General features: G+C 73.7%; 25 protein-coding genes and 2 pseudogenes. 16 read left to right on the forward strand and 11 right to left on the reverse strand.

The genetic code is table 11. The features are described 5' to 3' along the window. Positions 1-256: 256 nt before the first annotated feature. Positions 257-1,339, forward strand: coding sequence for an NAD(P)-dependent oxidoreductase (locus K7G61_RS08390; RefSeq protein WP_225846045.1), 1,083 nt, complete (start codon positions 257-259; stop codon positions 1,337-1,339). Positions 1,340-1,453: 114 nt separating this feature from the next. Here K7G61_RS08390 and K7G61_RS08395 read toward each other — a convergent pair whose 3' ends face one another. Continuing rightward, on the reverse strand, positions 1,454-2,572 hold the full coding sequence (locus K7G61_RS08395; RefSeq protein WP_225846046.1) for a sensor histidine kinase KdpD: 1,119 nt from the start codon (positions 2,570-2,572) through the stop codon (positions 1,454-1,456). Positions 2,573-2,769: 197 nt separating this feature from the next. Beyond that, positions 2,770-3,516 (reverse strand): annotated as a pseudogene (locus K7G61_RS08400) (response regulator transcription factor); the annotation flags it as partial. Between the two features lie 211 nt (positions 3,517-3,727). On the opposite strand from K7G61_RS08400, the gene K7G61_RS08405 reads away from it, so the two are divergent. The 3 genes from K7G61_RS08405 to K7G61_RS08415 are packed head-to-tail and all read left to right on the forward strand — an operon-like array spanning position 3,728 to position 5,819. After that, the gene (locus K7G61_RS08405; RefSeq protein WP_225846112.1) at positions 3,728-4,414 is read left to right on the forward strand and encodes a glycosyltransferase family 2 protein; all 687 of its coding nucleotides are present in this window, start codon (positions 3,728-3,730) and stop codon (positions 4,412-4,414) included. Then, complete coding sequence (locus K7G61_RS08410; RefSeq protein ID WP_225846047.1) at positions 4,411-5,127, forward strand: DUF2064 domain-containing protein; 717 nt, start codon at positions 4,411-4,413, stop codon at positions 5,125-5,127. Before K7G61_RS08405 ends, K7G61_RS08410 begins: the two co-directional genes overlap by 4 nt. Then, positions 5,124-5,819, forward strand: a complete 696-nt coding sequence (locus K7G61_RS08415; protein WP_225846048.1) for a methyltransferase domain-containing protein — start codon at positions 5,124-5,126, stop codon at positions 5,817-5,819. Before K7G61_RS08410 ends, K7G61_RS08415 begins: the two co-directional genes overlap by 4 nt. A gap of 54 nt (positions 5,820-5,873) precedes the next feature. On the opposite strand, the gene K7G61_RS08420 is transcribed toward K7G61_RS08415, so the two are convergent. Together K7G61_RS08420 and K7G61_RS08425 are read right to left on the reverse strand one after the other, a co-directional pair. After that, the gene (locus tag K7G61_RS08420; protein WP_225846049.1) at positions 5,874-6,332 is read right to left on the reverse strand and encodes a hypothetical protein; all 459 of its coding nucleotides are present in this window, start codon (positions 6,330-6,332) and stop codon (positions 5,874-5,876) included. After that, positions 6,329-7,468 (reverse strand): molybdopterin-dependent oxidoreductase, encoded by a 1,140-nt coding sequence (locus K7G61_RS08425; RefSeq protein WP_225846113.1) that lies wholly within the window; start codon positions 7,466-7,468, stop codon positions 6,329-6,331. Before K7G61_RS08425 ends, K7G61_RS08420 begins: the two co-directional genes overlap by 4 nt. 474 nt (positions 7,469-7,942) lie before the next feature. Between K7G61_RS08425 and K7G61_RS08430 the strand changes: the two genes are divergently transcribed. Both K7G61_RS08430 and K7G61_RS08435 read left to right on the forward strand, forming a co-directional pair. Next, positions 7,943-9,394: a glycosyltransferase 87 family protein gene (locus tag K7G61_RS08430; protein WP_225846050.1), complete on the forward strand. Its 1,452-nt coding sequence runs from the start codon at positions 7,943-7,945 to the stop codon at positions 9,392-9,394. Positions 9,395-9,519: 125 nt separating this feature from the next. Further along, positions 9,520-10,704: a M14 family zinc carboxypeptidase gene (locus tag K7G61_RS08435; protein ID WP_263984065.1), complete on the forward strand. Its 1,185-nt coding sequence runs from the start codon at positions 9,520-9,522 to the stop codon at positions 10,702-10,704. A gap of 14 nt (positions 10,705-10,718) precedes the next feature. Here the strand turns inward: K7G61_RS08435 and K7G61_RS08440 are convergent, their stop codons facing one another. Continuing rightward, positions 10,719-11,219 (reverse strand): GNAT family N-acetyltransferase, encoded by a 501-nt coding sequence (locus K7G61_RS08440; RefSeq protein WP_225846052.1) that lies wholly within the window; start codon positions 11,217-11,219, stop codon positions 10,719-10,721. Between the two features lie 91 nt (positions 11,220-11,310). Here K7G61_RS08440 and K7G61_RS08445 point away from each other — a divergent pair, with 91 nt between their 5' ends. The 5 genes from K7G61_RS08445 (at position 11,311) to K7G61_RS08465 (ending at position 15,694) form a co-directional block, all read left to right on the forward strand. After that, positions 11,311-12,114 carry an exodeoxyribonuclease III gene (locus K7G61_RS08445; protein ID WP_225846053.1) on the forward strand — a complete coding sequence of 268 codons (804 nt, stop codon included), beginning with the start codon at positions 11,311-11,313 and terminating at the stop codon, positions 12,112-12,114. An 86-nt stretch (positions 12,115-12,200) separates the two neighbouring features. Next, complete coding sequence (locus K7G61_RS08450) at positions 12,201-12,950, forward strand: Mut7-C ubiquitin/RNAse domain-containing protein (RefSeq protein ID WP_225846054.1); 750 nt, start codon at positions 12,201-12,203, stop codon at positions 12,948-12,950. Positions 12,951-13,252: 302 nt separating this feature from the next. Next, positions 13,253-14,014 (forward strand): L,D-transpeptidase family protein, encoded by a 762-nt coding sequence (locus tag K7G61_RS08455; RefSeq protein WP_225846055.1) that lies wholly within the window; start codon positions 13,253-13,255, stop codon positions 14,012-14,014. A gap of 168 nt (positions 14,015-14,182) precedes the next feature. Further along, a complete protein-coding gene (locus tag K7G61_RS08460) occupies positions 14,183-14,587 on the forward strand; it encodes a nuclear transport factor 2 family protein (protein ID WP_225846056.1) in 405 nt (134 codons plus the stop codon). A gap of 57 nt (positions 14,588-14,644) precedes the next feature. Continuing rightward, complete coding sequence (locus K7G61_RS08465; protein WP_225846057.1) at positions 14,645-15,694, forward strand: LLM class flavin-dependent oxidoreductase; 1,050 nt, start codon at positions 14,645-14,647, stop codon at positions 15,692-15,694. Positions 15,695-15,832: 138 nt separating this feature from the next. On the opposite strand, the gene K7G61_RS08470 is transcribed toward K7G61_RS08465, so the two are convergent. The 3 genes from K7G61_RS08470 to K7G61_RS08480 form a co-directional block, all read right to left on the reverse strand. Then, complete coding sequence (locus K7G61_RS08470; RefSeq protein ID WP_225846058.1) at positions 15,833-16,972, reverse strand: phosphatidylinositol-specific phospholipase C domain-containing protein; 1,140 nt, start codon at positions 16,970-16,972, stop codon at positions 15,833-15,835. Between the two features lie 233 nt (positions 16,973-17,205). Next, on the reverse strand, positions 17,206-17,529 hold the full coding sequence (locus K7G61_RS08475) for an AzlD domain-containing protein (protein ID WP_225846059.1): 324 nt from the start codon (positions 17,527-17,529) through the stop codon (positions 17,206-17,208). A gap of 4 nt (positions 17,530-17,533) precedes the next feature. Further along, positions 17,534-18,406: an AzlC family ABC transporter permease gene (locus tag K7G61_RS08480; RefSeq protein ID WP_308190606.1), complete on the reverse strand. Its 873-nt coding sequence runs from the start codon at positions 18,404-18,406 to the stop codon at positions 17,534-17,536. Positions 18,407-18,595: 189 nt separating this feature from the next. On the opposite strand from K7G61_RS08480, the gene K7G61_RS08485 reads away from it, so the two are divergent. After that, positions 18,596-19,162 carry a helix-turn-helix domain-containing protein gene (locus K7G61_RS08485; protein ID WP_225846060.1) on the forward strand — a complete coding sequence of 189 codons (567 nt, stop codon included), beginning with the start codon at positions 18,596-18,598 and terminating at the stop codon, positions 19,160-19,162. Positions 19,163-19,426: 264 nt separating this feature from the next. Next, positions 19,427-20,185, forward strand: a pseudogene (locus K7G61_RS08490) (crotonase/enoyl-CoA hydratase family protein); the annotation flags it as partial. Between the two features lie 54 nt (positions 20,186-20,239). Here the strand turns inward: K7G61_RS08490 and K7G61_RS08495 are convergent. Next, on the reverse strand, positions 20,240-20,746 hold the full coding sequence (locus K7G61_RS08495; protein WP_225846062.1) for a DUF1772 domain-containing protein: 507 nt from the start codon (positions 20,744-20,746) through the stop codon (positions 20,240-20,242). Between the two features lie 340 nt (positions 20,747-21,086). On the opposite strand from K7G61_RS08495, the gene K7G61_RS08500 reads away from it, so the two are divergent. The 3 genes from K7G61_RS08500 to alc all read left to right on the forward strand — a co-directional run bounded on the left by K7G61_RS08500 (position 21,087) and on the right by alc (position 24,487). Further along, positions 21,087-22,052 (forward strand): AraC family transcriptional regulator, encoded by a 966-nt coding sequence (locus K7G61_RS08500; RefSeq protein ID WP_225846063.1) that lies wholly within the window; start codon positions 21,087-21,089, stop codon positions 22,050-22,052. A gap of 154 nt (positions 22,053-22,206) precedes the next feature. Next, positions 22,207-23,130: a LysR family transcriptional regulator gene (locus K7G61_RS08505; RefSeq protein ID WP_225846064.1), complete on the forward strand. Its 924-nt coding sequence runs from the start codon at positions 22,207-22,209 to the stop codon at positions 23,128-23,130. A gap of 211 nt (positions 23,131-23,341) precedes the next feature. Beyond that, positions 23,342-24,487, forward strand: coding sequence for an allantoicase (gene alc / locus K7G61_RS08510; protein WP_225846065.1), 1,146 nt, complete (start codon positions 23,342-23,344; stop codon positions 24,485-24,487). Between the two features lie 84 nt (positions 24,488-24,571). On the opposite strand, the gene K7G61_RS08515 is transcribed toward alc, so the two are convergent. Together K7G61_RS08515 and K7G61_RS08520 are read right to left on the reverse strand one after the other, a co-directional pair. Continuing rightward, the gene (locus tag K7G61_RS08515; protein ID WP_225846066.1) at positions 24,572-25,000 is read right to left on the reverse strand and encodes an ankyrin repeat domain-containing protein; all 429 of its coding nucleotides are present in this window, start codon (positions 24,998-25,000) and stop codon (positions 24,572-24,574) included. 9 nt (positions 25,001-25,009) lie between these two features. Continuing rightward, positions 25,010-25,624 (reverse strand): hypothetical protein, encoded by a 615-nt coding sequence (locus K7G61_RS08520; RefSeq protein ID WP_225846067.1) that lies wholly within the window; start codon positions 25,622-25,624, stop codon positions 25,010-25,012. Positions 25,625-25,697: the final 73 nt, after the last annotated feature.

The following is a 25,697-nucleotide window of genomic DNA, read 5'->3' on the forward strand; positions in this document are numbered from 1 at the left end:
AGTGGAGGGCTGCCGCAGCGGCGGGCGGCAGCCCGCGGCCACGGCGCCCCAACCGCCCCACCGCGGCGCCCGGCCCTGCCGCCTGACCGCCGCGGTCACCGCGGGAGCTGCCCTCGCCGCAGGCGCAGACGCAGACGCGGTTGGGGTCGTGGTCGGGGTCGCGGTCGGGGTCGCGGTCGGGGAAGCGTCCTTACGGAAGGCTGACGTCGGCCGCGCGCAAGCCCGCGCCCGCCGGGCGGGCCGTAGCGTCTCCCGCATGCTCACCTTGCTCACCGGGGGAGCCGGCTTCATCGGCTCGCACATCGTCAGCGCACTCCAGTCAGCCGGGCACACCGTACGTGTGCTGGATGCCTTGCTGCCCGCCGCGCACGGGCCGGACGCCGTGCCCCCGCCGCTTGCCGAGGGCGTCGAGTGGGTGCGGGCGGACGTACGCGACCGGGAGGCCGTCGCGCGGGCGCTGCGCGGTTGCGACGCGGTGTGCCACCAGGCGGCCATGGTCGGCCTCGGCAAGGACTTCGCCGACGCGCCCGCGTACGTGGGCTGCAACGACCTCGGGACCGCGGTCCTGCTCGCCGCCATGGCCGACGCCGGGACGCCCTCACTGGTGCTCGCCGGGTCGATGGTCGTCTACGGCGAGGGCCGCTACGAATGCGGCCGGCACGGCACCGTACGGCCCGGGCCGCGCCGGGTCGCGGACCTGGACGCGGGACAGTTCGAGCCGCCCTGCCCGGTGTGCGGCGAACCCCTGGTGCCCGGGCTGGTCGGCGAGGACGCTCCCGTCGACCCCCGCAACGTCTACGCCGCCACCAAGCTCGCCCAGGAGCACCTCGCCGCCTCCTGGGCGCGCGCCACCGGGGGCCGCGCCACAGCGCTGCGGTACCACAACGTCTACGGCCCCGGCATGCCGCGCGACACCCCCTACGCCGGAGTCGCCGCGCTCTTCCGCTCCGCCCTCGCCCGCGGCGAGGCCCCCGAGGTCTTCGAGGACGGCCGTCAGCGGCGGGACTTCATCCACGTCACGGACGTCGCCGAGGCCAACGCGGTCGCCCTGGCCGCTCTCGCGCACCGCGCCCGCCCCGCGGGCACGCTGCGCGCCTACAACGTCGCCACCGGCCACCCCCGCACGGTCGGGGACATGGCGGCCGCCCTCGCCGCCGCCGCGGGTGGCCCGGAACCCCGCGTCACCGGGCAGTACCGCCTCGGGGACGTGCGGCACATCACGGCCCGCGCCGACCGCGTCCAACGCGAACTCGGCTGGACCGCCCGCACCTCCTTCGCCCGGGGCGTGGCGGACTTCGCCCACGCCCCCTTGCGCGGCAGCGCCACGTCAGTGGCCTGACGGGGAGGGAGCGGGTGCGGTGCCGGCCGGAGCCGGGCGGCGGTCGCCGTCGGCCGGCTCCTCCGACGGCGCCTCACGACCGGGCCACGAGCCCTGGGCGGTGCCGGGGACGGGTCAGTTGGGTGCCGCGGGCAGGACCACGTCGAAACGGCAGCCGCCCGGGACGTTGCGGACGGCGGCGCTGCCGTGGTGGGCCTCGACGATGCCGCGGACGATGGCGAGGCCGAGGCCCGCGCCGGCCGGGGGAGTACGCGCGCCCGTGCCGCGCCAGCCGGTGTCGAAGACGCGCGGCAGGTCGTCGGCGGGTATGCCGCCGCAGCCGTCGGTCACCGACAGGACGACCGAGCCGGAAGCGGTGTCGCGGCGCGCCGAGACGGCGACCGTCCCGTCGGCGGGTGTGCGGTGGATGGCGTTGGCCAGGAGGTTGGCGAGCACGCGGGTCATCTCGCGGCCGTCGACCTCCACCGGCACCGGTTCGACGCCGTCGCCGACCAGGCGCACGCCGTGCTCCGCGGCCAGCGCGTCGGCGCCCGCGATGGCGTCGCCCACCAAGTCGTAGACCGACATCCGGGTGGGGGACAGCGCGAGGACGCCGGCCTGGATGCGGGAGAGCTCGAAGAGGTCCCCGACCATGCCGCTGAGCCGTTCCACCTCGGCCCGGATCTGCTTGTGGTACCGAGCCGGGTCCTCGGCTATGCCGTCCTCCAGCGCCTCCGTCATGGCCCGCAGACCGGCGAGCGGGGTGCGCAGGTCGTGCGAGATCCAGGCGACCAGCTCCCGGCGCGACGCCTCCAGCGCACGCTCGCGCTCCCGCGAGGCGGTCAGCTTGGCGCTCGTCGCGGCCAGTTCCCGGCCGAGCTCGGCGAGTTCGGCGGTCGGCGCGCCGGCGGGAGCGGCGAAGGCGTCGCCGTCGCCGAAGGCGCGGGTCGCCTCCGTCAGCGCGCGGCTGCCCGCGACGACCTGGCGGCCCAGCAGCAGGGCGACGGCGAGCGAGACGACCGCCGCGATCCCGCACACGGTCGTGACGACCCCGAGGTCGTGGTCGGACAGGAACATCGCCCACGCCACCGAGAGCGTCCCGGCCAGCATCGCCGCGACCGTCACCACGGCGACCACCGCGAGTGACAACGCCAGCGAGCGATGTCGCAGCAGGCGCAGCACCGCGGCTCCCAGTAGTCCCGCCGCCGCCGCGCCGACCGCCGCGTACGCGGCGATGAGCGTGAGGTCCCTCATGAGCCGTCCTCCGCTCCGCGCGGGTCGGGCGAGGTCGGCGGGGCAGGCGCGGCCGCTGGGGACTCGGCCGCCAGGGGCGTGGTGGCCGGGGGCGACGGGTGCGACGCCGTCAGCAGGGGTGAGGCAGGCGGAGGCGAGTCGGACGGCGGCGTGGCAGGCGGCGGCGAGGCCGCCGGGGCCGCTCCCTCGGCCGGCTCGTCCCGCGCCGATTCGGCCGCCTGCTCGGGATCGAAGCGGTAGCCCACGCCCCAGACCGTGCTGATCAGACGGGGCCGCGCCGGGTCCTCCTCGATCTTCTCCCGCAGCCGTCGCACATGAACGGTCACCGTGGACAGGTCGCCGAACTCCCAGCCCCACACCCGCCGCATCAGCTCCTCCCGGCCCAGCACCCTGCCCGGATGCCGCAGGAAGAAGGAGAGGAGGTCGAACTCCCTTGCCGTCAGGGCAAGTTCGGTGCCGTGCCGCAGCGCGCGGCGGGCCGCCGGATCCAGCGCGAGCGACCCCGAGCGCAGCCAGGGCCCCGGCGGGGGCGGGCTGCCGGCCCGGCGCAGCACGGACTCCACCCGCAGCACCAGCTCGCGCGGGCTGAACGGCTTGGTCACGTAGTCGTCCGCACCCACCTCCAGGCCGAGGATCCGGTCGTCCTCGTCGCCCCGCGCGGTCAGCATCACCACGGGCAGCGGGCCGGCCTCCCGTATCCGGCGGCAGACCTCCAGCCCGTCCATGCCCGGCAGCATCAGGTCGAGGACCACCAGGTCGGGGCGCACGGCGGCCGCCCGGGACACGGCGGAGGGCCCGTCCGCCACCCGGTCCACGTCGAATCCCGCCCGGTCGAGATAGCCGGCGACGACCTCCGCGACCGTCGGGTCGTCGTCCACCACGAGGACCCGCCGGCGCCGCGGCCGGTCCTGGCTCTGCGGTACGGGCACGGTTGCGCTGCTCATGCTGCCGAGTCTGACACCCGCCACTGACAGTGACCACGGGCCGGCGCGCGCGCTCCCTTCCCGTCTGTGTTTCGTAAGGATCGCGCGTCCGATTTGTCCGATCCGGCTCCGTAGGGTGACAGGGGTGACCACATCACCGCCCCCCACCTCGGAACCCCCCGCCGCGGGGCGGCCGTCCGCCCGTCCCGCGGCGGCGGCCCCCACCCCTTCCCTGCCCGTGGCCGACATCGTCCTGCCCTGCCTCGACGAAGCCGCCGCCCTGCCCTGGGTGCTGGAACGCGTGCCGTCCGGCTGGCGGGCGATCGTGGTCGACAACGGCTCGACCGACGGCTCGGCGCGGATCGCCGCGGACCTGGGCGCGTACGTCGTCGGCGAACCGGCGCGCGGCTTCGGCGCCGCCTGCCACGCCGGGCTGCTGGCGGCCACCGCGGAGGTGGTCTGCTTCTGCGACTGCGACGGCTCGCTCGACCCGGGCCTGCTCCCCTCCTTGGCCGCGCCGGTGCTCGACGGGGCCGCCGACCTGGTGCTCGGCCGTCGTCGGCCCACCACCGCGCGCGCCTGGCCGGCGCACGCGCGGCTCGCCAACCGCGAACTCGCCCGCCGCGTCCGCAGGCGCACGGGCCTGCCCTTGCACGACCTCGGCCCCATGCGCGCCGCCCGCCGTACCGCGCTGCTCTCGCTGGGCCTGACCGACCGCCGCTCGGGCTATCCGCTGGAAATGGTGGTACGTGCCGCGGACGCGGGCTGGAGGGTGCGGGAGGCCGACGTCCCGTACACCCCCAGGACCGGCCGCTCCAAGGTCACCGGCACCTGGCGCGGCACCTGGCACGCCGTCCGCGACATGTCCGGCGTCCTGCGCGGCCCGCGTCCCACCCGCTCGGCCGGAGCCGCCCGATGAGCGCGGCACCCGTCCCGGAAGAGACATCGGACAGGGCAGCGGGCACGACGACCTTGCTGGTCGTCGCCAAGGAGCCGGTGCCCGGCCGGGTCAAGACGCGGCTGAGCCCGTTCTACACCCCCCGCCAGGCCGCCGCGCTCGCCGAGGCGGCGCTTGCCGACACCCTGCAGGCGGGGCTCGCCCTGCCCGCCCGCCGCCGCGTCCTCGTCCTGGACGGCAGGCCGGGACCGTGGCTGCCCGCCGGATACGAGGTGGTCGCGCAGGCGCCGGGAGGACTCGACGCACGACTCGCGGCCGCGTTCGGGCAGTGCGACGGGCCCGCGCTCCTGGTCGGCATGGACACCCCTCAGCTCACGCCCGAACTCCTGGCCCCGGCCTTCGCCGCGACGGCCTGGGACGCGTACGACGCCTGGTTCGGCCCCGCGGCCGACGGCGGCTTCTGGGCGCTCGGCCTGGCCGCCCCGCACGACCCCGCCCTCCTTCTCGGCGTGCCCATGTCCACGTCCCGCACCGGAGCCGTCCAGCGCCGCCGCCTCACCGCCGCGGGCCTGCGTGTCCGCGACCTGCCCGTGCTGCGCGACGTGGACACCCCGTCCGACGCCGCGCGGGTGGCGGCCGAAGCTCCGCACACCCGGTTCGCGCGACTGGTAGTGCAGTCGGCGGCGCGTCCCGAGCGGCGCTGGGACTCGGTCGCCCCTGGTGCCGCCCTGTGACCCCCGCACCGACCGGGACCCGCACGCAGCCGTGGGGCGGCGACCCGTACGCCGTGGCGCTGGCGGACGGGCGCGGACCGCTGTTCCTGCGGCGGGCCGACGGCTGGCTGCTGCCACTGGAGGTGGAGCGGTGGTGCGCACCCCCTGACGCGGCCGACGCGACGATGCTGCGCCGCTGCCAAGGGCCGGTGCTCGACATAGGGTGCGGTCCCGGCCGCCTTGTGGCCGCCGTGGCGGCGAGCGGCACGCCCGTGCTGGGTGTCGACGTCAGCCCGGCCGCCGTCGAGCGGACGAGGGACGCCGGGGGAGCGGTGCTGTGCCGCTCGGTGTTCGACCCGCTGCCGGGGGAGGGGCGCTGGCGCACAGCGCTGCTCGCCGACGGCAACATCGGGATCGGCGGGGATCCCCGCGCCCTCCTGCGCCGCGTCCTCCGGTTGGTGGCCCCGGGCGGCCGGCTCCTTGCCGAGGCGGCGCCCTACGAGGTCGACGAGCGGCTCACCGTACGTGTCGAGGACGGGTACGGTCGCCAGGGCCTGGACTTCCCGTGGGCCAGACTCGGCCCGGCCGCCCTGCGGGCCGCCGCCACGGCGACCGGCTGGACCGTGACCGAGGAGTGGTCGTCGCACGGCCGCCGCTTCGCCACCCTCCTCAGCGCCCCGCCGGCGGCGCGGCGCCTTCCGGCACCGCGCTGAAGCACGCCTTGGTGCGGTGGGTGCCGCCCGGCGCCCTGAAGCAGCCGCGCACCTCTACGAGTGACCGCTCCGGTCCACTCCGCCCCGCACCCGGTCCCGCGTCCCGGCCCGCGCCCGCCCCCTCAGCGCCTTGGCCGCGACGCCCAGGCACACCGTCACCGCCACCACCGCGCTGACCGACAGCGCCCAGCCCCGCACGTAGTCCAGCGGCAGGACGGAAGGGTTCGCGGTCCGGCCGGGGCGCAGCAGGACGGGCAGGGCGACGGCCGTGAGGGAGCCGATCACCAGGAAGGGCAGGCGCAGCCGGGCCCGCCACCTGGCGCCCGCGGCCAGACCCAGCAGCAAGGTGGCGGGCACCAGGAGGCCGTCGTGCAGCAAGAGGGCCAGCAGCAGCCACCTCGCCACACCCCGCCAGTCGCGTACGGCCGGGTCGGTCACCAGCGTGCCCGCGCCGAACGCCATCGCCGCCAGGCCGGCGGCGCCCAGCCCGTACCGGAGGATCCGCCCGGTCACGTCAGGACCTCCAGCGTCGCCACCCACTTGGTCTGCAGCACACCGGGCCGGTTGGGCGCGATGATCCGGGCCGGGAAGCCGTGGTCGAGGGAGAGCGGCGCGCCGTTCAGGCGGAGCGCGAGGAGCGTGAGGGGGTCGCGGGCGTAGTGCGCGCCCATCTCCATCACCGAGTACGCGCCCCCCTTCTGCAACGAGACCACGCGCAGCGTCGCGCCGCGCGGGGCGCCCGCGTGGTCCAGCAGGTCCCGTATCCGCACTCCCGACCAGTGCGCGTTCTCGCTCCAGCCCTCCACACACGCGACGGGCAGCACCACCGAGTGTTGGGGAAGCGCCCGCAGTTGCTCCAGCGACAGCTCGTACGGCCGCGGGCCGCGGACACTCAGCCGGTACCCGGCCAACCGGGCGGGCGAGATGCCGGCCGCGGCGGCGGTGCGGTTCACCGGCAAGTGCTGCGGACCGTGGTCGGGATGTCGCGGGGCGAGCACGTCGAGGTCCTTCAACGGGGTGAACGACTGGCCGGCCGTGGTGAGGGTCACCGCGCCCACCGCGGCACCCACGGTGGCCAGGAACGCCCGCCGGTCGGGACCGTCGGCCGCGGGCAGCCGCAGTGTCCCGGGTGAGCGCCGCCCCCAGTGCGCAGCGATCACCGGCGCCTTGACCGCGATGTGCAGGGCCAGCGCGCCCACCATGACCCACGCCAGCGCCCAGTGCGCGGGCCGGAAGTTCCACGGCCACGGATACCACTGCGCGGTGTTCAGCAGCCCGGTCGCGAGTTGCAGCAGGGTGACGGCGACCAGGACGGCGATCGACAGCCGCTCCAAGGCGTGGGCCACCGACCTCAGCGGCGGCCACGCGAACAGCCGGGGGTACACCGTCCACAGCTTCGCCAGCACCAGGGGTATCGCGGCGATCCCGCAGGCCACGTGCAGCCCCTGCGTCACCCGGTACCCCCACACCGGCCGGCTCGGCAGCGCGTCCACCGCCCAACCCGGCGGCTGCTGCAGGTAATGGCTGACCAGGCCGGTCACGAAGCACGTCACCAAGGCGCAGCCGGCCAGCCGGCCGACCGACACCGCCGTGCGCGCGTCGTGCAGCCGCCCCCGGAACGCTCCGTCCCGCAGCGGTCCCACCCGCAGGCCGGTGGGGAAGCGGGCGCCCGGCGCGAGCGCGGTGAGCCGCGTCCTGGCGCCGGCGCGCGCCTTTCCGGGCGCCTTGCGGCCGCTCACGCCCGCATCGCTCGGTGCCCGGTGTTCGTCATCAGCGCTGTCGCGCGTCGCTTGGCGGCCTTCCGTTCCGCCACCAGGCGGCGGGTTCGTCTCGCCGTCAGGCGGCGGATCGGTCTCGCTGCCCGGCCGCGGATCCGCCCGCCCGCCTTGTGGTCGTTCCGGGAGGTCGCCCGGCATGCGGTCGACCGGGTTTCGCGGCGCGTCGGAGGAAGGGCGGGGTTCGGCCATGCCCCCATCACACCTCCGCCGAGGGCCCCGCGGGGGCCGGGGACTCCTTACGGAACGCGGACGGCGGTCCCGGGCCCGTCGCCGCCGGACCGGCCGGATGCGAGCGTGTGGCCTGTGGGAACGACGACCGGGACAGCATCGGGGAATACCGCCGCCATGGACGCGGGGACGAGGCCAAAGGGCCGCCGCTGGGCGCCGGCCGTGCTCTGCGTACTGCTGGCCGGGCTCGTCGCCGAAGTGGCCGCGACCGTCGCCATAGGCGGCGGATACGGCGATCCGGACCGGTTGCCGTACTGGTACGGCGCCGGATGGCTGCTGTTCGCGGCTGCCGTGGCGGTCGTGCGCAAGGTCCCGCGGAAAGCGGCGGTTTGGTGCGTGATGGCCGGAAGCGCCGCACTGGCGCTGGCAGCCCTCGCGGGCCCGCCGCGGAACAGCGACGACATGTACCGGTACGCCTGGGACGGCACCGTGCAGGCCGCCGGGACATCGCCCTACGCCTATCCGCCGGACGCCGCGGAGCTGGCGCGGCTGCGTGATCCCTGGCTGTTCCCGCCCCGTACCGCCGGCCCCGATCCCTGCCCCGGATGGGACCTGAGGCCGGCCTCCGGCGGGGTGTGCACCCGTATCAACCGCCCTTCCGTGCACACCATCTACCCGCCGGTCGCCGAAGGCTGGTTCCTCGCCGTGCACGCCTTGTCGCCGTCCGGCGCCCGCCACAAGCCCATGCAGGTGGGCGGCGCCGTCCTCGTGGTCGCCGTCACCGGGGCGCTGCTGCGGTCCTTGCGCCGGCGCGGCGCCGACCCGCGTGGAGCGGCGCTGTGGGCGTGGTGCCCCCTGGTGCCGCTCGCCGCCGTCAACGACGCTCACGTCGACACCCTCGGGGTGCTGCTGACGGTCCTCGCCCTCGGGGCGGTCGCGGAACCGGTCCGGCGCGGCGGACTGCTGGGCGCAGCGATCGCGGTGAAGCTGCTGCCGGTCCTGGCCGCGCCCGGCGCGCTCGCCCGGCGCACGCCCAGGGAATGGCTGCGTATCGTGCCTGCGGCGCTCGCCGTCATCGCCCTCGCGTATCTTCCGTACGTCCTGTTGTCGGGCACCGGCGTGATCGGATACCTCCCGGGCTACCTGCACGAGGAGGGCTACGAGCCGGGCGCCGTACGGCGCTTCGCGCTGCTGCGGCTGGTCCTGCCGGACGCCGCCGCCGGACCGGCCGCCGTCGCCGCGGTGGTGGCCACGGCGCTGTACGTCGTACTGCGCGGCGACCCGCGCCGGCCCTGGAGCGGGGCCCTGCTCGTCACAGGGGTGACGCTGCTGCTCACCTCGCCTTCGTACTACTGGTACGGGCTCCTGGTCGTCGCCCTTGCCGCGCTCGACGGGCGCTGGGAATGGCTCGGTGTACCCCTGGCCGGGCTCGCCCTCTACACGGGCAACGAGATGGGGACGCGCGGCGACACCCTTCAAACCGCCGCCTATGCGACGGCCGCCGGGGCGGTCGTCGCGGGCGTCGCCTGGCGCCGATGGCACCGCAACCGGCGCCAGGCCCGCGGGGCAGCCGCGCCATCCCCCGTCAAAAGCCGTGGTAGCACCGTTGACACCCGCGTGGGGCCGTGACCTACTAACGGGATCCACTCGATGTCGTAATGGGGCCGACCGCCTGCGGGTGGCCGCGCTACTGGGGGCTTGCGGTGACGAGAGATAGGTATCCGACGACAGCGGAAATCACTGAGAGTGCTCGGATGCTCACGCTGAGATATCCGGGTATCTGCCGTCTGGGGGCGGTCGGAAGGTCCAGGGCGGGACGGCCGCTGCTCATGCTGACGGTGGGGCGGGGGTCGAGGAACGTCCTGGTGGTGGCCGGCCCGCACGCCAACGAGGCCGCGGTCGGCGGCGCGACCGTGCTGCGGCTGGCCGGGCAGCTCGCCGCCGAGCGGGAGCGGGGCGACGACGACGGAAGCGCCTGGCACTTCCTGCTGTGCATCGACCCCGACGGCGCCGCGCTCAACGAACCCTGGCTGCCCGGCCCCTACACGCTGCGCGGCCACTACGAGCACTTCTTCCGGCCGTGCGCCGCCGAGCAGCCCGAGTGGCTGCCCAGCAAGGGCTACGCACAGGACGCGGCGCTCCCCGAGACCCGCGCGCTGCTGGAGGTGCTCGACGGGCTGCGGCCGGTGCTGCAGTGCTCGCTGCACGGCATCGACGTCGGCGGCAGTTTCGTGCAGTTGACCAGTGACGTTCCGGGGGTGCCGGAGCGGATCGGCAAGTCGGCGGCGGAACTGGACATCCCGCTGGAGAGCGGCTCGTCCGACGCCTTCCAGTGGCCGAGCCCGGGGCCCGGGGTGTACGTGATGCCCGCCGCGGCCGCCGCCGGCGACGGAGCCCACTCGACGTGGGAGCGGGCCCGCCGGTACGACGGGGTCACGGCGATCGTCGAGGTCCCCATGTGGGCGTGCGACCGTACCGCCGACATCACGCCCCATCCCGATCCCGACCACGCCCTGCGCAAGGCGGGGGCGATCCTGCGCAGGGACCTGCCGACCGTCGCCCGTGTCCTGGACGCGATGCCTCCCGAGGTCGTGGGCGCCGACCGCCCGCTGCTCCGCACCGTCCGTGAGCTGGTCTCGCTCGGCCCCCGGCTGACCGCCGAGTGGGACCCGGCGGTCCGGCCGCCCGACGCGCCGCCCCTGCCGCCGATGACCACCGCCCGCGTCACCAGCATCGAGGTCTACGCCCAGCGCCTCCCCCTGCGCGCCGCCGCCATGCTCCGCCGTATCGCCGCGGTCCCGTCCATCACCCGCCTCGTCGACACGTGGTGCGAAGCGTACGAACGCGCCTACCGCCCGCGCTGGGTCCCGGTCGCCGACCAGGTGGAGCAGCAGGCGCGCAGCGTGCTGGCGGTCTACGAGGAGCTACGCGCGTCATAGCGGAGGGTGAGGGCTCACCCGGCCGAAGGACCGGCGGCAGCCGACAGCGCCTTGCCCAGGCAGACGCTGAGCTCGTCGTCGCGGTAGTAGCCGAACTTCCGGATCGGCGTGTAGCCCGAGGACTCGTACAAGGCGATGGCCTCGGGCTGCTTCAGCCCGGTCTCCAGGATCATGCGGGTGCGGCCCGCGGCGGACGCGCTCGCCTCCAGTTCGGCCAGCAGACGGCGGGCCAGACCCCGGCCGCGCGCCTCAGGCACGACGAACATCCTCTTGATCTCGGCGTCCCCGTCCTCGAAGCCCTCCGGGGAGGCGTCCTGGGCCCGCCAGCCGCCGCTGGCCACCGGCGTGCCGTCGGTGTCGTAGACGAGCAGGTACAGGCCCTGCGGCGGCTCGAAGTGCGCCGCGGCCATGTGCGTGAGGTCGCCGCCCCCGTACCGCTGGACGTACTCGAGCTGCACCAGTTCGTTCAGCCTCACCGCGTCGGGGTGGTCGTACCTGGTCTTCCGGATCTCCACGGCGACAATCGTACGATGATCATTCGTACGTCTGTACGCTTGCGCGTCTCCTGGTGGCGGGGCGGCCGGCCGGGCCGGATAGGGTCCGGGAATGCTCACCGTCACCACGGCCAACGTCAACGGACTGCGCGCCGCCGCCAAGAAGGGCTTCCTGCGCTGGCTGGACGAGACCGCCGCCGACGTGATCTGCCTCCAGGAGGTCCGCGCCGAACCCGACCAGCTCCCCGGGGAACTGCGCGACCCCGACGGCTGGCACGCCTACCACGCCCCGGCCGCCGCCAAGGGCCGCGCGGGCGTCTCCGTCTACACACGTCGCAAGCCCGCCGCCGTACGCGTCGGCTTCGGCTGCGCGGAGTTCGACAACTCCGGTCGCTACCTGGAGGTCGATCTGCCCTTCCCGGGTCCCGGCCTCACCGTCGGCAGCCTCTACCTCCCCTCGGGAGAGGTGGGCACCGCCCGGCAGGAGGAGAAATACCGATTCCTGGACGCCTTCCGCGCCCACCTGGACGCCCTGCGCGCCAAGGCGGCGGCCGACGGGACCCACGCCCTGGTGACGGGTGACTGGAACATCGCCCACACCGAGGCCGACCTGAAGAACTGGCGGGCCAACCAGAAGGCCGCGGGCTTCCTGCCCGAGGAACGCGCCTGGCTGACCGGTGTGTTCACCGACTGGACCGACGTCGTCCGCGCCCTGCACCCGGACACGGCCGGCCCGTACTCGTGGTGGTCCTACCGCGGCCGCGCCTTCGACGCGGACACCGGCTGGCGCATCGACTACCACGTCGCCACCCGCGACCTGGGCAAGGCCGCCGTCGCAGCGGTCGTCGAACGCGCGCCCTCCCACGACCTGCGCTGGTCCGACCACGCCCCGGTCACGGTCACCTACGACGTATGAGCGCCCTCGCCCGGGCGCCGCCAGGTGCCCGGTGGCCCCCGGACAATCCCGTGGCCGCCCGCCCGGGCCGGTGGCATGCTGGGCGCGTGAGCCGACCGCGTATCACCGTACGGATGCCCGCCGACCTGCACGTCTTCCTGGCCGCGAACCGGCGTGGCGAGGCCACCGAGGTGGTCACCGACGGCTCCTCGTCGCTCGGGCACGTGGTGGAGTCGATGGGGGTGCCGCTCACCGAGGTGGGGCGGCTCGTCGTGGACGGCCGCGAGGTACCGGCGGCCCACGTCCCGGCGGACGGCGAGGACGTACGCGTCCATGCCGTCGAACGGCCGCAAGCGGTGCCCGGCGCACCGCTGCGCTTCCTGCTCGACGTCCATCTCGGCACCCTGGCGAGGCGGCTGCGCCTGCTCGGCGTCGACGCGGCCTACGAGAACGAGGACATCGGCGACCCCGCGCTGGCCGCCCGCTCCGCGGCCGAGCGCCGGGTGATCCTCTCCCGCGACCGCGGCCTGCTGCGGCGCCGCGAGATCTGGGCCGGCGGATACGTCTACAGCGACCGTCCCGAGGACCAACTGCGCGACGTCCTGAACCGCTTCGCCCCGCCACTCGCGCCCTGGACCCGGTGCGTGGCCTGCAACGGCCCGCTCACCGCGGCGGACAAGCAAGCCGTTCGCGACCGCCTCCGGCACGGCACCCGCGCGACGTACGACGTCTTCGCCCAATGCGCCCAGTGCGGCCGCGTCTACTGGAAGGGCGCCCACCACGCCCGTCTGGAGGCGGTGGTGGCCGAGGCGCTGCGCGGCGTCAAGGGTTCCGTGGGCCGACCCCCTTCGGTGTGACCGTGACGGCGTGGGCCCCGCACCACCGCCGGGAGCCCGTCGCCGTACCCAAGGTGGCCGTGTGACGGTCCGTGTGACGGGCGCCGCGTCGCCGCGCGACCCGAATGGCCGTATATGAATGTGACGTGTGGGACGAAACGGGCGCTAGTGGGGGCTGGTTGACGCACTCGCGGCACAGGTTTGCAAGTATCGACGTGATGACTGCCGCTCCCCCTGAGACGCTCACCGAGCGCCAAGACGCAGCAAGCCGTGGCCGGCGCCGGCACCGGCGGTCCCGTCGCACCGGAAGGCGCAAGGCGGTCATGGCGGCCGCGGGCGTCATCGGGCTGGCCGCCCTGGGCGCCGGGTACCTGGTCGTGGGCGGCCACGGCGGGTCGTCCGCCGTCGCGGACGCCAAGCACGACCACGCGTCCCGGCCCGGTGCGGCCGCGCCCACCACCCGGCCGGTGACCGTCAACGCCGCCGTTCAACCACCCACCGTGATACGGGGCCTGGGGCCCAGGACGCGCGCCGCCATCCCCGCCGCCAGCCGGCAGGTGCTGGTCGCCTCCGGCCGGGGCGGGAACTCCTCAGTGTCCGTCGTCACCTTGTGGTCACGCACCGCCGACGGCCACTGGAAGCCCGGCAGGTCCTGGCCCGCGCACAACGCCCTGCACGGCTGGACCCGCAGCCACCACGCGGGCGACCTGCACAGCCCCATCGGCGTGTTCACCCTCACCGACGCCGGCGGCTTCGAGCCGAACCCGGGCTCCAAGCTGCCGTACCACCACTCGTCCAAGTTCCACGCGGGAGGCGTCGGCTTCGACGGCGAACCCCTGGACGACGCGTTCGACTACGTCATCGCGATCAACTACAACCGCGTGCCCGGCACGTCCCCCCTCGACGGCACCCAGCCGCTCGGCTCGGGCCGCGGCGGCGGTATCTGGGTCCACGTCGACCACGGCGGCCCCACCCACGGGTGCGTCAGCGTCTCCGCGGCTCACATGGTCGAGTTGCTGCGCACCCTCGACCCCGCCGACCACCCGGTCATCGTCATGGGCGATGCCGCCTCGCTGGCCACCTGACCGCCTCCCGGCGGCGCCCGCGTCCGGCCGTTACTCCCACGGGAGTACGGCGGCCGGGCGGGCGGGTTGACCCCGGGAGTACCGCAAGGGCATACCGCCGGGCGATGTCCGGACCGGCCGCGTCCGGGAGTCTGGAGGCACAGACGGACGCGGGCGAGGAGGCAGGCGGTGGAACAGCGCGAGCGGCGCGGGGAGCCGGCGGAGCCGGCCGGGTTCGGCCCGCGGTGGGCCGAAGCGGAGCTGCGCGGTGACATCGAGGCACTGGACGCCCTGCTGACCGACGACTTCAGCGCGGTCGGCCCGTTCGGCTTCGTACTGGACAAGAAGCGGTGGCTGGACCGGTACGTCTCGGGCGGCCTCGTTCACGACGCCTTCGAGTGGGGCGGCGTGACGGTGCGCCGCTACGGGCGCGCCGCCGTCGCGGTCGGCGTGCAAGGGCAGCGGAGCGTCTACGAGGGGCGTGATCTGAACGGCCGGTTCCGCGTCACCCAGACCCTCGTCGAGCAGGGCGGCACCTGGAGGCTCGCCGCCCTCCACCTCACCCCGACCGGAGAACAGGGCGACCTCGTCTGAACCCACGCACCCGGTACGGCAGTCCGGCCGGTGAACAGTGAGAGCGGAGGCATCACCATGCGTATCAGCATCAATGTCGCCCACCACAGCGGATCCGGTGGCTCCGGTGGATCCGGTGGCTCCCGTGGCTCTGGCGGCGAGGTCGCCCGCCTGGAGGAGGTCGTCGCCGCCGCCGACGACCTCGGCCTCGACACGGTGTGGGTGGCGGAACGGCTGCTCGCCGGGGACGGGACCGGGGAGGGGGGCAACGACGGGGGCTGGGGTGCAGACCGGGCCGGGGACCGGAGCGGGCTCGCCGACGACGAGCCGGTCCTGGAGGCGTACACGGCGTTGGGTTTCCTCGCCGCACGCAGCACCCGCGTCCGGCTCGGGGCCATGGTGAGCCCGTTCGCGTACCGCCTGCCCGAGCTGACGGTCCGGGCCGCGGCCACCCTCGACACGCTGTCCGGCGGGCGCGCCCGGCTCGGAGTCAGCGCCGGGTACGCGCAATACGACGGGCACAGCGGGGGCGCCGGCCACGGTAGGCACAACGGTCACCGGGTGCGGGACGGTTACTCGGTGCGGGACGAATACGGGGCGCACGGCGGCCGGTGGGACGCCGGTCCCGGGCTCGCGCCGCCTCCGCTGGCCGAACGGTTCGACCATGTCGAGGACCTGCTGCGGCTGGCCCACCGCACGGTCCGCCCGCCCGTGACGGTGGCGGGCCTCGGCGAGGCGCGGATGCTGCCCCTGGTCGCCCGGTACGCCGACGCCTGCAACCTGCTGGACGTCCCGCACGAGGGCGCCGTCCTGCGGCGGAAGCTGGACATCCTGGCGGTCCACTGCCGGAAGGCCGGCCGTCCCCTCGCGGACATCGACCTGTCGGCCACCGCCCGGCCCGAAGCCGGCGAGACCTCGGCGGAACTCATCGCCCGCTGCCGCCGCTTGGCCGCCCTCGGCTTCGACCACGTGGTGCTGTCCCCCGAAGGCCCCTGGACACCCCGGGCACTCGACACGCTGGCCGTGGCCGCTCCCGCGATCGGAGAGGTCAGTGAGCGGCAGGACACGGTCCCGACGGTCGCCTACATCGACGCCTACCGGGTACCGGCGGCGGGTATTCCGGTCTGACGGCTGTGCGGTTGGCGTGACGGTTCGCGCCACGCGGCGGGCGTGAGCGGCCGACGTACGGGGGGCGGGGAGTCGGCCGGACGCTGATGGCCCCACGGCCGGGCCGGCCGTGGGGCGGAGGTACGACGGGGTCGGCGGTCAGCCGCGCGGTACGACCATCGACTGGACCGCGGGCAGGCCGCGCCAGTCGTTGGAGGCGACCGTGGCGTGGGCCTTGGCCAGTTGTGCGACGCGGGACTGGGCGTCGGCGACGGAGGGGTTGGTGTCGTCCAGGGCCGGCGGCACGTTCTGGGCGTCGGTCATGAACAGCAGGTAGTGGTTGGTGTCGTACCAGCTCGTGTCGATCGACCCGTTGAGGTAGGTGGCCGCGTCACCGTCGAAGGCCACGAACCACGGCCGCAGGGAGGCGTCGGAGTATCGGGCACGCGGGTCGCCGGCCTGGGCGTTGTGGACCGAGGGGAAGATGTTCGCCTGCGAGGTCCTGCCCTGGCTGTGCAGGTCGCGCAGGTAACCGGCGTACTCCTGGTCGGTCCACAGCGAGTCGGTGGGGTTGTTCTCCTCGACGGTGCCCGGGATGACCTCGATGAGTACCTTGCCGGCGAGCTGCTGCCGGGTGGGCCAGTTGCCGGCCCTGGCCGCGTCGTCGAGTGTGGCGTACTGGCCGCCGTCGGGCTTGGTGAGCAGGTCGGCGGGCTTGAAGACCAGGTTGCCCAGGTGGGCGCTGATCGACTGGTCCAGCTTGGCCGGGCTCATGCCGAGGTCGGCCTGGAAACCGGCCTTCATCTCCAGCTTGATGACGATCGGGGCGTGCCCCGGGTGGGCGCCGAGCCAGACCCGCACGTCGTCCAGGCAGCTCTCCAGATCCTTGTTGGCCCCTCCGGTGTAGAGGTCGGCGGGCGCGGAGGCGTTGACGCAGTTGTTCTTGTTGCTGGTCAGGCTGTCGTGGCTGACCTTCCACTCCTGGGTGAAGAAGTCGTCCCAGACGTCGAGTTCGATCATCGAGGTGCCCGTGTCGAGCCCCTGCGCGAGATAGGTGAACGCGGCGGGGTCGTACGTGTTGTGCAGACCCGACGTGGTCGCACCCGAGAACGGAAGCGTTTCCGTTCCGGCGGCGGTCGCGGCGCGCGTGGCCGTCGCGGAGTTCGTGGCGCTCGCGGTGCTCGCGGCGGTCGCGGTGGTTCCGGCGCCCGCGACCGTGAAGGCCAGGCACGCGGTGAACGTGCCCACGAGCGCGGTGCGCAGCCCGAGCGGAACCCGGCTGTTCGACTGACCGGTCACATGTCCTCCAGAGGGGGGTGGCTCTCCGTCCAGGACGGTGACGGCCACTCATGAATCGACGGAGACATGACACGTAACACGATCTGGAATCCACCTGTCAGCTCCGCAGCCGCGGCAATCGGTGAGCTGCCGCGGCAAACGGTGAGTTCCGGCCAGGCGGCGGGTGGCGGGTGGTTCGGTGCGCCCCCCGTGCCGGGCGGGCGAGGTGGCGGTCGAGCGGCGCGCGGTACGGGTCAGCTCACGCCGGCCAGCCGGAGGAGCGCCGTGGTCGCGGCCGCCGCCAGGACGACGAGCGCGAACGGGGCCTTGCGCCAGGCGAGCAGCGCTCCCACGGCGACGCCGACGGGCCGGGCGGGGCCGGTGAAGGAGTGGGACGCGGTGAGGGACGAGGTGGCGACCAGGGCGGCGAGCATGACCACGACCGCGGTGGCCATGAGCCGTTCCACCCGCGGCGAGAGGGTGACGCGAGCGCGCAGGGCGGGACCGGCCAGGCGGAAGGCGAACGTGCCCGCGCCCAGGACCACGGTGGCCGACGCGAGTGCCGCGGGACTGCTCATCAGGTCAACCGTCCTTTCGCGCGGCACGGCCGTCTGCCGCGATGGTCCCGCGTGCGCCGGGTGGATTACGGGAGCTGCTTACGTTGCGGGCGATGGGTGTGCCGCCGGACCGACAGGTGCCGGGCGTGTCAGGCGTGCCGGGCGTCTTGGGTGCGTGGCCTGTCCCTTGTGTGCCGTCGGCGTCGGCGCCTTTGTCGTCGCGGGGCAGGGCCGCGGCGATTCCCGCGAGTGCCAGGAGGACCGGCAGGCCCGCGGGCAGGAACGGGGTGGTCGCGAGGGCGATCGCTGCCCCGGCGAGGGCAGCCCGGCGCGTTGCCGCGCGGTCCAGCGACGGCAGGACAAGGGCGAGGAGTACGGCGGGGAAGGCGGCATCCAGCCCGAAGGCGTCCGTGTCGCCGATCGCCCGGCCGCCGAACACGCCGGCGAGCACCCCCAGGTTCCAGCACAGGAACAACCCGATTCCGCAGGTCCAGTACGCGACCCGACGCCGCCGGGGCTCCTCCTGGGCGAGGGTGAAGGCCACCGCCTCGTCCACCATGAGATGGCTGCCCACCAGCCGGACCGGCCACTTGGCGCCGAGGACGTCACCGACCGAGAACCCGAACGGCACGTGCCGCGCGTTGACCAGCAACCCCGCCACCACTGCGGCGACAGGGTTCCCGCCGGCGCCGACGATCCCGATGAAAAGGAACTGCGCCGCCCCCGCGAACACCACCACCGACGACAGCACGGGCAGCCACAGAGGCAGCCCGAGTCCGACCGCGATGGCACCGAAGGACGCGCCGACCAACGAGTCGGCCACGCACACCAGCGCGACATCCCGCGCGATGTCCCGCGCAAGGTCCCGCTCCAGGGTTCGCCACATCGAACGCTTCACCGTCTACAATGAACACACGGACACGCTGTTCGTCAAATCGAACGACAGGATCTTCTGGTGAACGCCAAGCGCTCCCTGTCGAACCTGCGTGAGAACCGTGCAAGCGCGGATCCGCGCGATTACCGAACCCCCGAACCCCGAACGCACCGAATCACCCAACCGACCGCACCAGAACCCGGGAAGCACACCATGGCCCCCATCGAGAGCAGCGGCGCTCCGCTCGCCACCATCGCCGCCTCCCTGCAGCGCGAGCGGCGCCGCAAGGGCTTGTCTCTCGCCGAGGTCGCCCGCCGCGCCGGTATCGCCAAGTCCACGCTGTCCCAGCTCGAGTCCGGCACCGGCAACCCGAGTGTGGAGACGCTGTGGGCGCTGTGCGTCACCCTGGACGTGCCGTTCGCCCAGCTCGTGGACCCGCCGCGCCCCAGGGTCAAGGTGATCAGGGCGGGCGAGGGACCCACCTTCACCGCCGAGCGCTCGGACTACGTCGCCACTTTGCTGGCATCCTGCCCGCCTCACGCTCGCCGCGACGTCTACCTCGTCTCGTCCGAGCCCGGTACCGTCCGCGAGTCCGATCCGCACGCTCCGGGTCTGGTCGAGCACGTCGTTCTCAGCACCGGCCGCGCTCTGGTCGGCGTCGCCGAGGAACCGGTCGAACTGGCCCCGGGCGACTACATCTCCTATCCCGGCGACGTCCCGCACATTTTCCGTGCCCTGGAACCGGGCACGGTCGCGGTCCTGCTGTCGGAACACAATTGACTCCGGGCCGTCGGGCCGACGTGGATGGTGCGATGACCGACACCGGCCGACGCCCCCGACGAGCCGGCGAATCGCCGAGAAAGGCCGGTGCCCCTCATGGCCTCGAAGGATCCCGAACGCGAACCCGTGGCGAACGATCCGGGATCAGATCCCGGAGCAACCGATCCAGGATCAACCGATACCGGATCAACCGATCCCGCACAGCCCGGCGTCGGTGCGGCCGGGCCGGAGCAGGGGGGCTCGGCGGGCCCTGGACCGGACGGCTCCGTTCGGACGGAGCGGTCCGGCGCCGTCACCACCGTGGTCCTGTCGCGCCCGGGGGTGCGCAACGCCGTGGACGGCCCGACAGCGGCCCGGCTGGCCGCGGCGTTCCGCGCCTTCGACGCGGACGACACAGCCTCGGTGGGAGTGCTGTGGGGGGAGGGCGGCACGTTCTGTGCCGGCGCCGATCTCAAGGCGGTGGGAACCGATCGGGGCAATCGCGTGGCCGAGGGCGGCGACGGCCCCATGGGCCCCACCCGCATGCGGCTGGGCAAGCCGGTGGTCGCCGCGATCGCCGGTCACGCGGTGGCCGGCGGCCTGGAACTGGCACTGTGGTGCGACCTGCGGGTCGCCGAGGAGGACGCGGTACTCGGCGTTTTCTGCCGCCGCTGGGGCGTGCCGCTGATCGACGGCGGCACCGTACGCCTGCCCCGGCTGATCGGCGCGGGCCGGGCCATGGACCTGATTCTCACCGGCCGCCCGGTCAGCGCCGCGGAGGCGCTCGCCATCGGACTGGTCGACCGGGTCGTTCCGTGCGGCACCGCCCGCGCCGCAGCCGAGCGGCTCGCCGCCGAGATCGCCGCCTTTCCCCAGACCTGCCTTCGCCACGACCGCCTGTCCCTCCTGGACCAGGAGGGCCTCGACGAAGGCGCGGCCCTGGCCGCGGAGTTGGCCCATGGGCGGGTCTGCCTTCCCGAAGCCGCGGCCGGCGCCGCCCGTTTCGCCTCCGGGCAGGGCCGCCATGGTTCCTTCGGTACCTGACACGGATCCGGCCTGGTGCGGCGACCCGGGCGAGGCCCCCGGGTCCTGCGCCGGTCACGCCCTGCCCGCGCTGCCGGCGACACGTATCGCCCAGGCGAGACAGGCCAGCGAAGCCGTGGTCGCCAGGGTGCGGGCCACGTTCCAGTGCACCCAGGTCGACTCGAACCGGGCACGGACGGCGGCGAGGCCGTGGATCCTGCCGGGCGCACCGGCTCCCGCCAACCGGTTGTTGAGCGGAACGTTGAGGCCCATGGTGATGAGGAGCGAGACCGCGTAGAGGACGACTCCGGCGATGATCCACGCGAGGGCGGGGCGACCCTCGCCGTGCCGGTGCAGGAACGCGGCGACCAGGCCGAGTACCAGCGCGCCGCCGAAGGCCAGGCCGAACCAGCCGTTCTGTATCGCCACGTTGATGCGCTGCATGGCCTCGACGAACGTACGGTCGTCCGATTGCCCGAGTCCTGGCATCACCGCGACGGAGAAGGCGAAGTAGATCCCCGCCATCAAGCCGGTGAGGACTGTCGCGGCGAGCAGGGCGACGCCGCCGATGGTGCCGTTCATGGATCCTCCCCGGGCGCTTCGCGGCCGAACTGTCCGAATACGGGCGGCGGGCGTGCCCCACCGCGGTGGATGCCCCTGCGTGGGCAGACCGGGCGCTCGGTGGTGGTGCGGGCCGTTGCCGGTGTGCGAAACGGCGTCGGTGTGCGACGCGGCGGTCCTGTCCGGGACCGTTTCCGTGTTCCTCATGTGTCCGCCTTCCTGGTGGCGTGTGTACGGGTGGGCAGGGGCGGTGGCTCGCGGGTCCGGTGTCATGCCTGTCAGTACAGCCGCGCGGTCCGCGGCCGGGCCATCGGCGAAAAGCTCATCGCCATACGCGGTCGTCCAGTCCTAGGCTGAGCGCATGGATCCACTGGCGACCCTGCTGGACGGGCCGCGGGCGCGCGGCGCCTTCCTGCTGCGCTCGATCCTCAGCCCGCCCTGGTCGCTGAGGATCGCCGACCGTGCGCCGTTGACCCTGATGTACCTGGTCAGCGGCGAGGCCTGGGTGATTCCCGACGCCGGAGCGCCGGTGCGCCTGCGGCCCGGCGACATCGCGGTGGTGCGCGGCCCGCAGCCCTATACCGTCGCCGACGACCCTGCCACAGAGCCCCGGATCGTCATCCGGCCCGGCCAGGTCTCCACCGGCCCGGACGGCGAAGAACTCTGCGACGAGATGGACCTCGGCGTTCGCACCTGGGGCGACGACCCCCAGGGCTCCGCCGTGCTCATCAGCGGCACCTACCAGATGGGTGGCGAGGTCAGCCGCCGCCTTCTGGCCGCTCTGCCGCACGTCCTGCACCTGCCGGGAGACACCTGGCACAGCCCACTGCCCGACCTGCTGTCCGAGGAAGTCGTCCGCGACCAGCCCGGACAGGAGATCGTGCTGGACCGCCTCCTGGACCTGCTGCTCATCGCGGTGCTCCGGACATGGTTCTCCCGGCCGGGGGCCGGCGCACCCGGCTGGTACGCCGCCCGGAGCGACCCGGTCGTCGGGCCGGCCCTCAACCTCCTTCACGAAAATCCCGCGCACCCGTGGACGGTGGCGTCGCTCGCCGCGCGGACCGGGGTCTCCCGCGCGGCGCTCGGCCGCCGCTTCACCGAACTGGTCGGCGAACCGCCCATGTCCTACCTGACCGGTTGGCGGCTGACCCTGGCCGCCGACCTCTTGCGGGAACCGGACGCCACCGTCGCGGCGGTGGCCCGCAAGGTCGGGTACAGCACCCCGTTCGCTCTCAGCGCGGCGTTCAAGCGCGTACGGGGAGTCAGCCCGCAGCAGCACCGGGAGGGTGTGGTGCCTGGGGTCGGCGGCGATGCGGTCGCGAGCTGAACCACTCGAACCGTAGCGCGATCGGAACCGACGGCGCGGCAGCCGTTCGTCCGGCCTGTGGAAAACTCCCGGGCCGGTGCGGCGAACCGTCGGTCCGCCGCGAAGGCCTGTGGAAAAGCCGGCGCACTCTCCGGTCTGCTTTTAGTCTGACTGAATGAAAGAGTGGGACCTGAGGAAACTGCAAATCCTCCGGGCGCTGTACGACACGGGGACGGTCACGGCCGCCGCCGCGGCGCTGCGCATGACGCCTTCGGCCGTGTCACAGCAGCTTGCGGCGCTCTCCAAGCAGGTGGGCACGCCTGTGACGGAGGCACGGGGACGCGGTGTCCGGCTGACCGGAGCCGGTCATGTCCTGCTCCGCCACGCAGAGATCGTCTTCGCCCAGTTGGAACGCGCGGGCGCGGAACTCGACGGTCACGCGCGGGGCGAGGCGGGTGAGATACGGGTGGGGACGATCGCCACCGGCGTCGCGCGGCTGGTCGTCCCGGCCGCGGTGCTGCTGCGCAGAACCGCGCCCGGCATCACGCTCTCCGTCCACGAGTGCGAGGCGGCCGAGGCTTACGACCGGCTCGCTGCGGGCGAGGTCGATCTGGCGGTGTCGCTGGCGATCGACGCGCCGGCCGCCGGTGACCCGCGCTTCGTCGTGTTCCCCCTGCTCACCGATCCGCTGGACATCGCGCTACCGGTCGACCACCCCCTCGCCGGCGCGCCCGGTCTTCGGCTGGCCCAGCTTGCCGGTGAACCCTGGATTTTCGGCAGTCGGGGGCCGTGGCGGGACATCACGCTCGCCGCGTGCGCAGACGCGGGTTTCGTGCCGCAGCAGGCTCATGCCGCAGCCGACTGGCCCGTCATCTTTTCTCTGGTCACCGCGGGCATGGGCGTCGCGCTGGTGCCGCGGATGGCGACCGGCTTCGGCATGCGGCACGAGGTGGCGGTGCGTGCGCTGGAGGCGGACCGGCCGCGGCGCCGGGTAGTGGCAGCGGTCCGGGGCGGAGCAGAGGACGGCCTGCTGCTCCGCCGGGTCATGGAGGCTCTGCGGCAAGCCGCGCAGCTCGACCCACTTGTGCAGTTCGACTGAACAATAAATTCAGAAACTTTCGATGGACGTGAAGAGTAGAAGGGGTGAAAGTGGAGGCATAGCAAAGGAGAGAAACCGGACCGGAGCGGACCGACCGGACAGATACACGCGGACAGATACACGCGGACAGGTAGACGGGGGATGAGTGATGATGACCGAGGGGCCGACGACCGACGGGCCGGCAAGCAGTGGGCAGGGGATTCACGGACGCGTGGCCGGGACAGGAACGACCGGGCCGGCGAGGTTCACCGCGCTGACGTCCTTCACGGGGGACGCGCGGCCGTACGCCGGCGGGAATCCGTACGCGGACTACCGCAGCGCCGGACTGTCCTTCACGGGGCTGGCGGACCTGGCCGACCGGCGGTTGGGAGCGGCAGTGATCGCTGCCAACGACGAGTTCTTCGCCGAGCGGGAAAACCTGCTCCTGCCTGGGGCGGCGGTCTTCGAACCCGAGCGGTTCGGCCACAAGGGCAAGATCATGGACGGCTGGGAGACGCGACGTCGCCGCGGCGTCTCGGCTTCGGCTCCGCACCCGGGGCCCGAGGATCACGACTGGGCCCTGGTCCGGCTGGGGGCGCCGGGGATCGTCCGGGCAATAGTGGTGGACACCGCGCACTTCCGCGGCAACCACCCGAAGGCGGTGTCGATAGAGGCCGCCGATCATCCGCTGCCGGCCGGCCCGGAGGAACTGCTCGGCCCGGACGTGGCGTGGACCCGGCTGGTGCCGCCCACGCCCGTGGGCGGCCACGCGGAGAACGCCTTCGCGGTCCACCTGGAGCGCCGCTTCACCCATCTGCGGATCGGCCAGCACCCCGACGGGGGCATCGCCCGGCTGAGGGCCTACGGCGAGGTCGCCCCCGACCCGGAATGGCTCGCCGAACTCGGCACCTTCGACCTGGTCGCGCTGGAGAACGGTGGCATGGTCGAGGACGCCTCCGACCGCTTCTACTCACCGCCCGAGCACACCATCCTGCCGGGCCGCTCCCGGAGAATGGACGACGGCTGGGAGACCCGTCGCCGACGCGACAGCGGACACGACTGGATCCGCTACCGACTGGTGGAGCAAGGCGTCATCCGTGCAGTCGAGATCGACACCGCCTGTTTGAAGGGGAACTCGGCCGGCTGGGCGGCCCTTTGGGCGCGGGACGGGGAAGAGGGGGAGTGGACCGAGGTCGTGCCCAGGACACGGCTCCAGCCGGACTCGCTCCACCGGTTCCGGGTCGACGCCGCTTCGGCAACGCACGTCCGTATCGACGTCTTCCCGGACGGTGGCATCTCCCGCCTTCGTCTCTACGGCTCGCTCACCGAAACCGGCAGGCGGCGACTGGCCGAGCGGATATCCGTGCTGAGCGGGTGAGGGAACAGGCTGCCGGGGCCGCGGGGGACCGTCCGGGGCGCGGTGCCTGCAGCGACAGGTCCGGGGGCGTGCCCGGGTGACCGGTCAGCCCGCTCCGAACTGCCTGAGCAGGTCCTCCTTGCCGAACATGCGGGCGGTGTCGATGGCGTTGGGGGAGCCCGCGGACGGGTCCGCGCCGCCTTCGAGGAGTGCGTCGATGACGTCCTGCGCGCCCTTGAAGACCGCGCCGGACAAAGGGGTCTGGCCGCCGCGGACATTGCCACGATCGGGGTGGGCACCGTGCTGGAGGAGGAGGCGGACGGTGTCGGCGTGACCGTGGTAGGCGGCGAGCATGAGGAGGGTGTCGCCGCGCTCGTTGCTGAGGTCCAGCGGCAGCCTGCCGCCGTCGAGGTGGGCCGCGAGTCGGGCGCTGTCCCCCTCCCGGGCGAGATCGAAGAGCTGCTCGGTCTGTTCGAGGACCTCCGGGTCGACGGACACGGCTGCGGTCGAGGGATCGGGCGTGGGCTCGGTCATGGCCCCAGCCTATGCAGAGCAACGACCATGGAAGAAGGAGATCACGACATGCTTGGGCGGAGCGTTTCCGATGCGAACGTCGAGAGGGACGCAAGCACGGCCGTCCCCGGCGATGAAGAAGCCGCCCGCGAAGACGGTGGTGACGCCGGGACAGCTGTGGAAGGTCACGGCGGGCGCGGGCGTGGTGCCGTAGCCGCCGCCGTATTCCAGGCCGGCGCGGGCGCGTTGTTGGGCTCCGATGGTGACGGTGACGGTCGCGTGGGGGCGTACCGCGGAGCCGATGCGATAGTGCCAGCCGTCGGAGTCGTGGGTGCCGTGGGTGTGCTGGTCGGCAGTAGCCAGGTCTCGCAGGCCCTGCCAAGTGAGGGGGCCGATGGTCATGTCGGTGGCCGGGTCGGAGGAACGGCCGTGAGAGGGGCCGCCGTTCGGGGTGCTGGTGCTGGTGCTGGTGCTGGTGCTGGTGCTGGTGCTGGTGCTGGTGCCGGCGGCGGGTCCGGGGCCGGGAGCACCAGCGGGGCCGACGGTGTTCGGGGGCACCCTTCCCGGGACGGTCACCGGGGTCCGGGGCGACCCGTACGGGCCGGGCAGGGCGGTGGAGCCTGCGACGGAGGTCAGGCCGTCCACGCACTCGACCGGACGGGGATGTTCGATGCTGCCGACGGGGGGTGGTGCGGGCGCAGAGGTCGCGGGTGTCGTG

Origin of the sequence: Streptomyces sp. HPF1205 (genome assembly GCF_020400825.1) — a bacterium.
In the GTDB taxonomy this organism is placed as follows: Bacteria; Actinomycetota; Actinomycetes; order Streptomycetales; family Streptomycetaceae; genus Actinacidiphila.

Coding starts and splice junctions, on each gene's coding strand:
- K7G61_RS08390 (WP_225846045.1), top strand. CDS start 257: ATGCTCACCTTGCTCACCGGGGGAGCCGGCTTCATCGGCTCGCACATC.
- K7G61_RS08395 (WP_225846046.1), bottom strand. CDS start 2,572: ATGAGGGACCTCACGCTCATCGCCGCGTACGCGGCGGTCGGCGCGGCG.
- K7G61_RS08410 (WP_225846047.1), top strand. CDS start 4,411: ATGAGCGCGGCACCCGTCCCGGAAGAGACATCGGACAGGGCAGCGGGC.
- K7G61_RS08430 (WP_225846050.1), top strand. CDS start 7,943: ATGGACGCGGGGACGAGGCCAAAGGGCCGCCGCTGGGCGCCGGCCGTG.
- K7G61_RS08435 (WP_263984065.1), top strand. CDS start 9,520: ATGCTCACGCTGAGATATCCGGGTATCTGCCGTCTGGGGGCGGTCGGA.
- K7G61_RS08445 (WP_225846053.1), top strand. CDS start 11,311: ATGCTCACCGTCACCACGGCCAACGTCAACGGACTGCGCGCCGCCGCC.
- K7G61_RS08455 (WP_225846055.1), top strand. CDS start 13,253: ATGGCGGCCGCGGGCGTCATCGGGCTGGCCGCCCTGGGCGCCGGGTAC.
- K7G61_RS08465 (WP_225846057.1), top strand. CDS start 14,645: ATGCGTATCAGCATCAATGTCGCCCACCACAGCGGATCCGGTGGCTCC.
- K7G61_RS08475 (WP_225846059.1), bottom strand. CDS start 17,529: ATGAGCAGTCCCGCGGCACTCGCGTCGGCCACCGTGGTCCTGGGCGCG.
- K7G61_RS08485 (WP_225846060.1), top strand. CDS start 18,596: ATGGCCCCCATCGAGAGCAGCGGCGCTCCGCTCGCCACCATCGCCGCC.
- K7G61_RS08495 (WP_225846062.1), bottom strand. CDS start 20,746: ATGAACGGCACCATCGGCGGCGTCGCCCTGCTCGCCGCGACAGTCCTC.
- K7G61_RS08500 (WP_225846063.1), top strand. CDS start 21,087: ATGGATCCACTGGCGACCCTGCTGGACGGGCCGCGGGCGCGCGGCGCC.
- K7G61_RS08505 (WP_225846064.1), top strand. CDS start 22,207: ATGAAAGAGTGGGACCTGAGGAAACTGCAAATCCTCCGGGCGCTGTAC.
- K7G61_RS08515 (WP_225846066.1), bottom strand. CDS start 25,000: ATGACCGAGCCCACGCCCGATCCCTCGACCGCAGCCGTGTCCGTCGAC.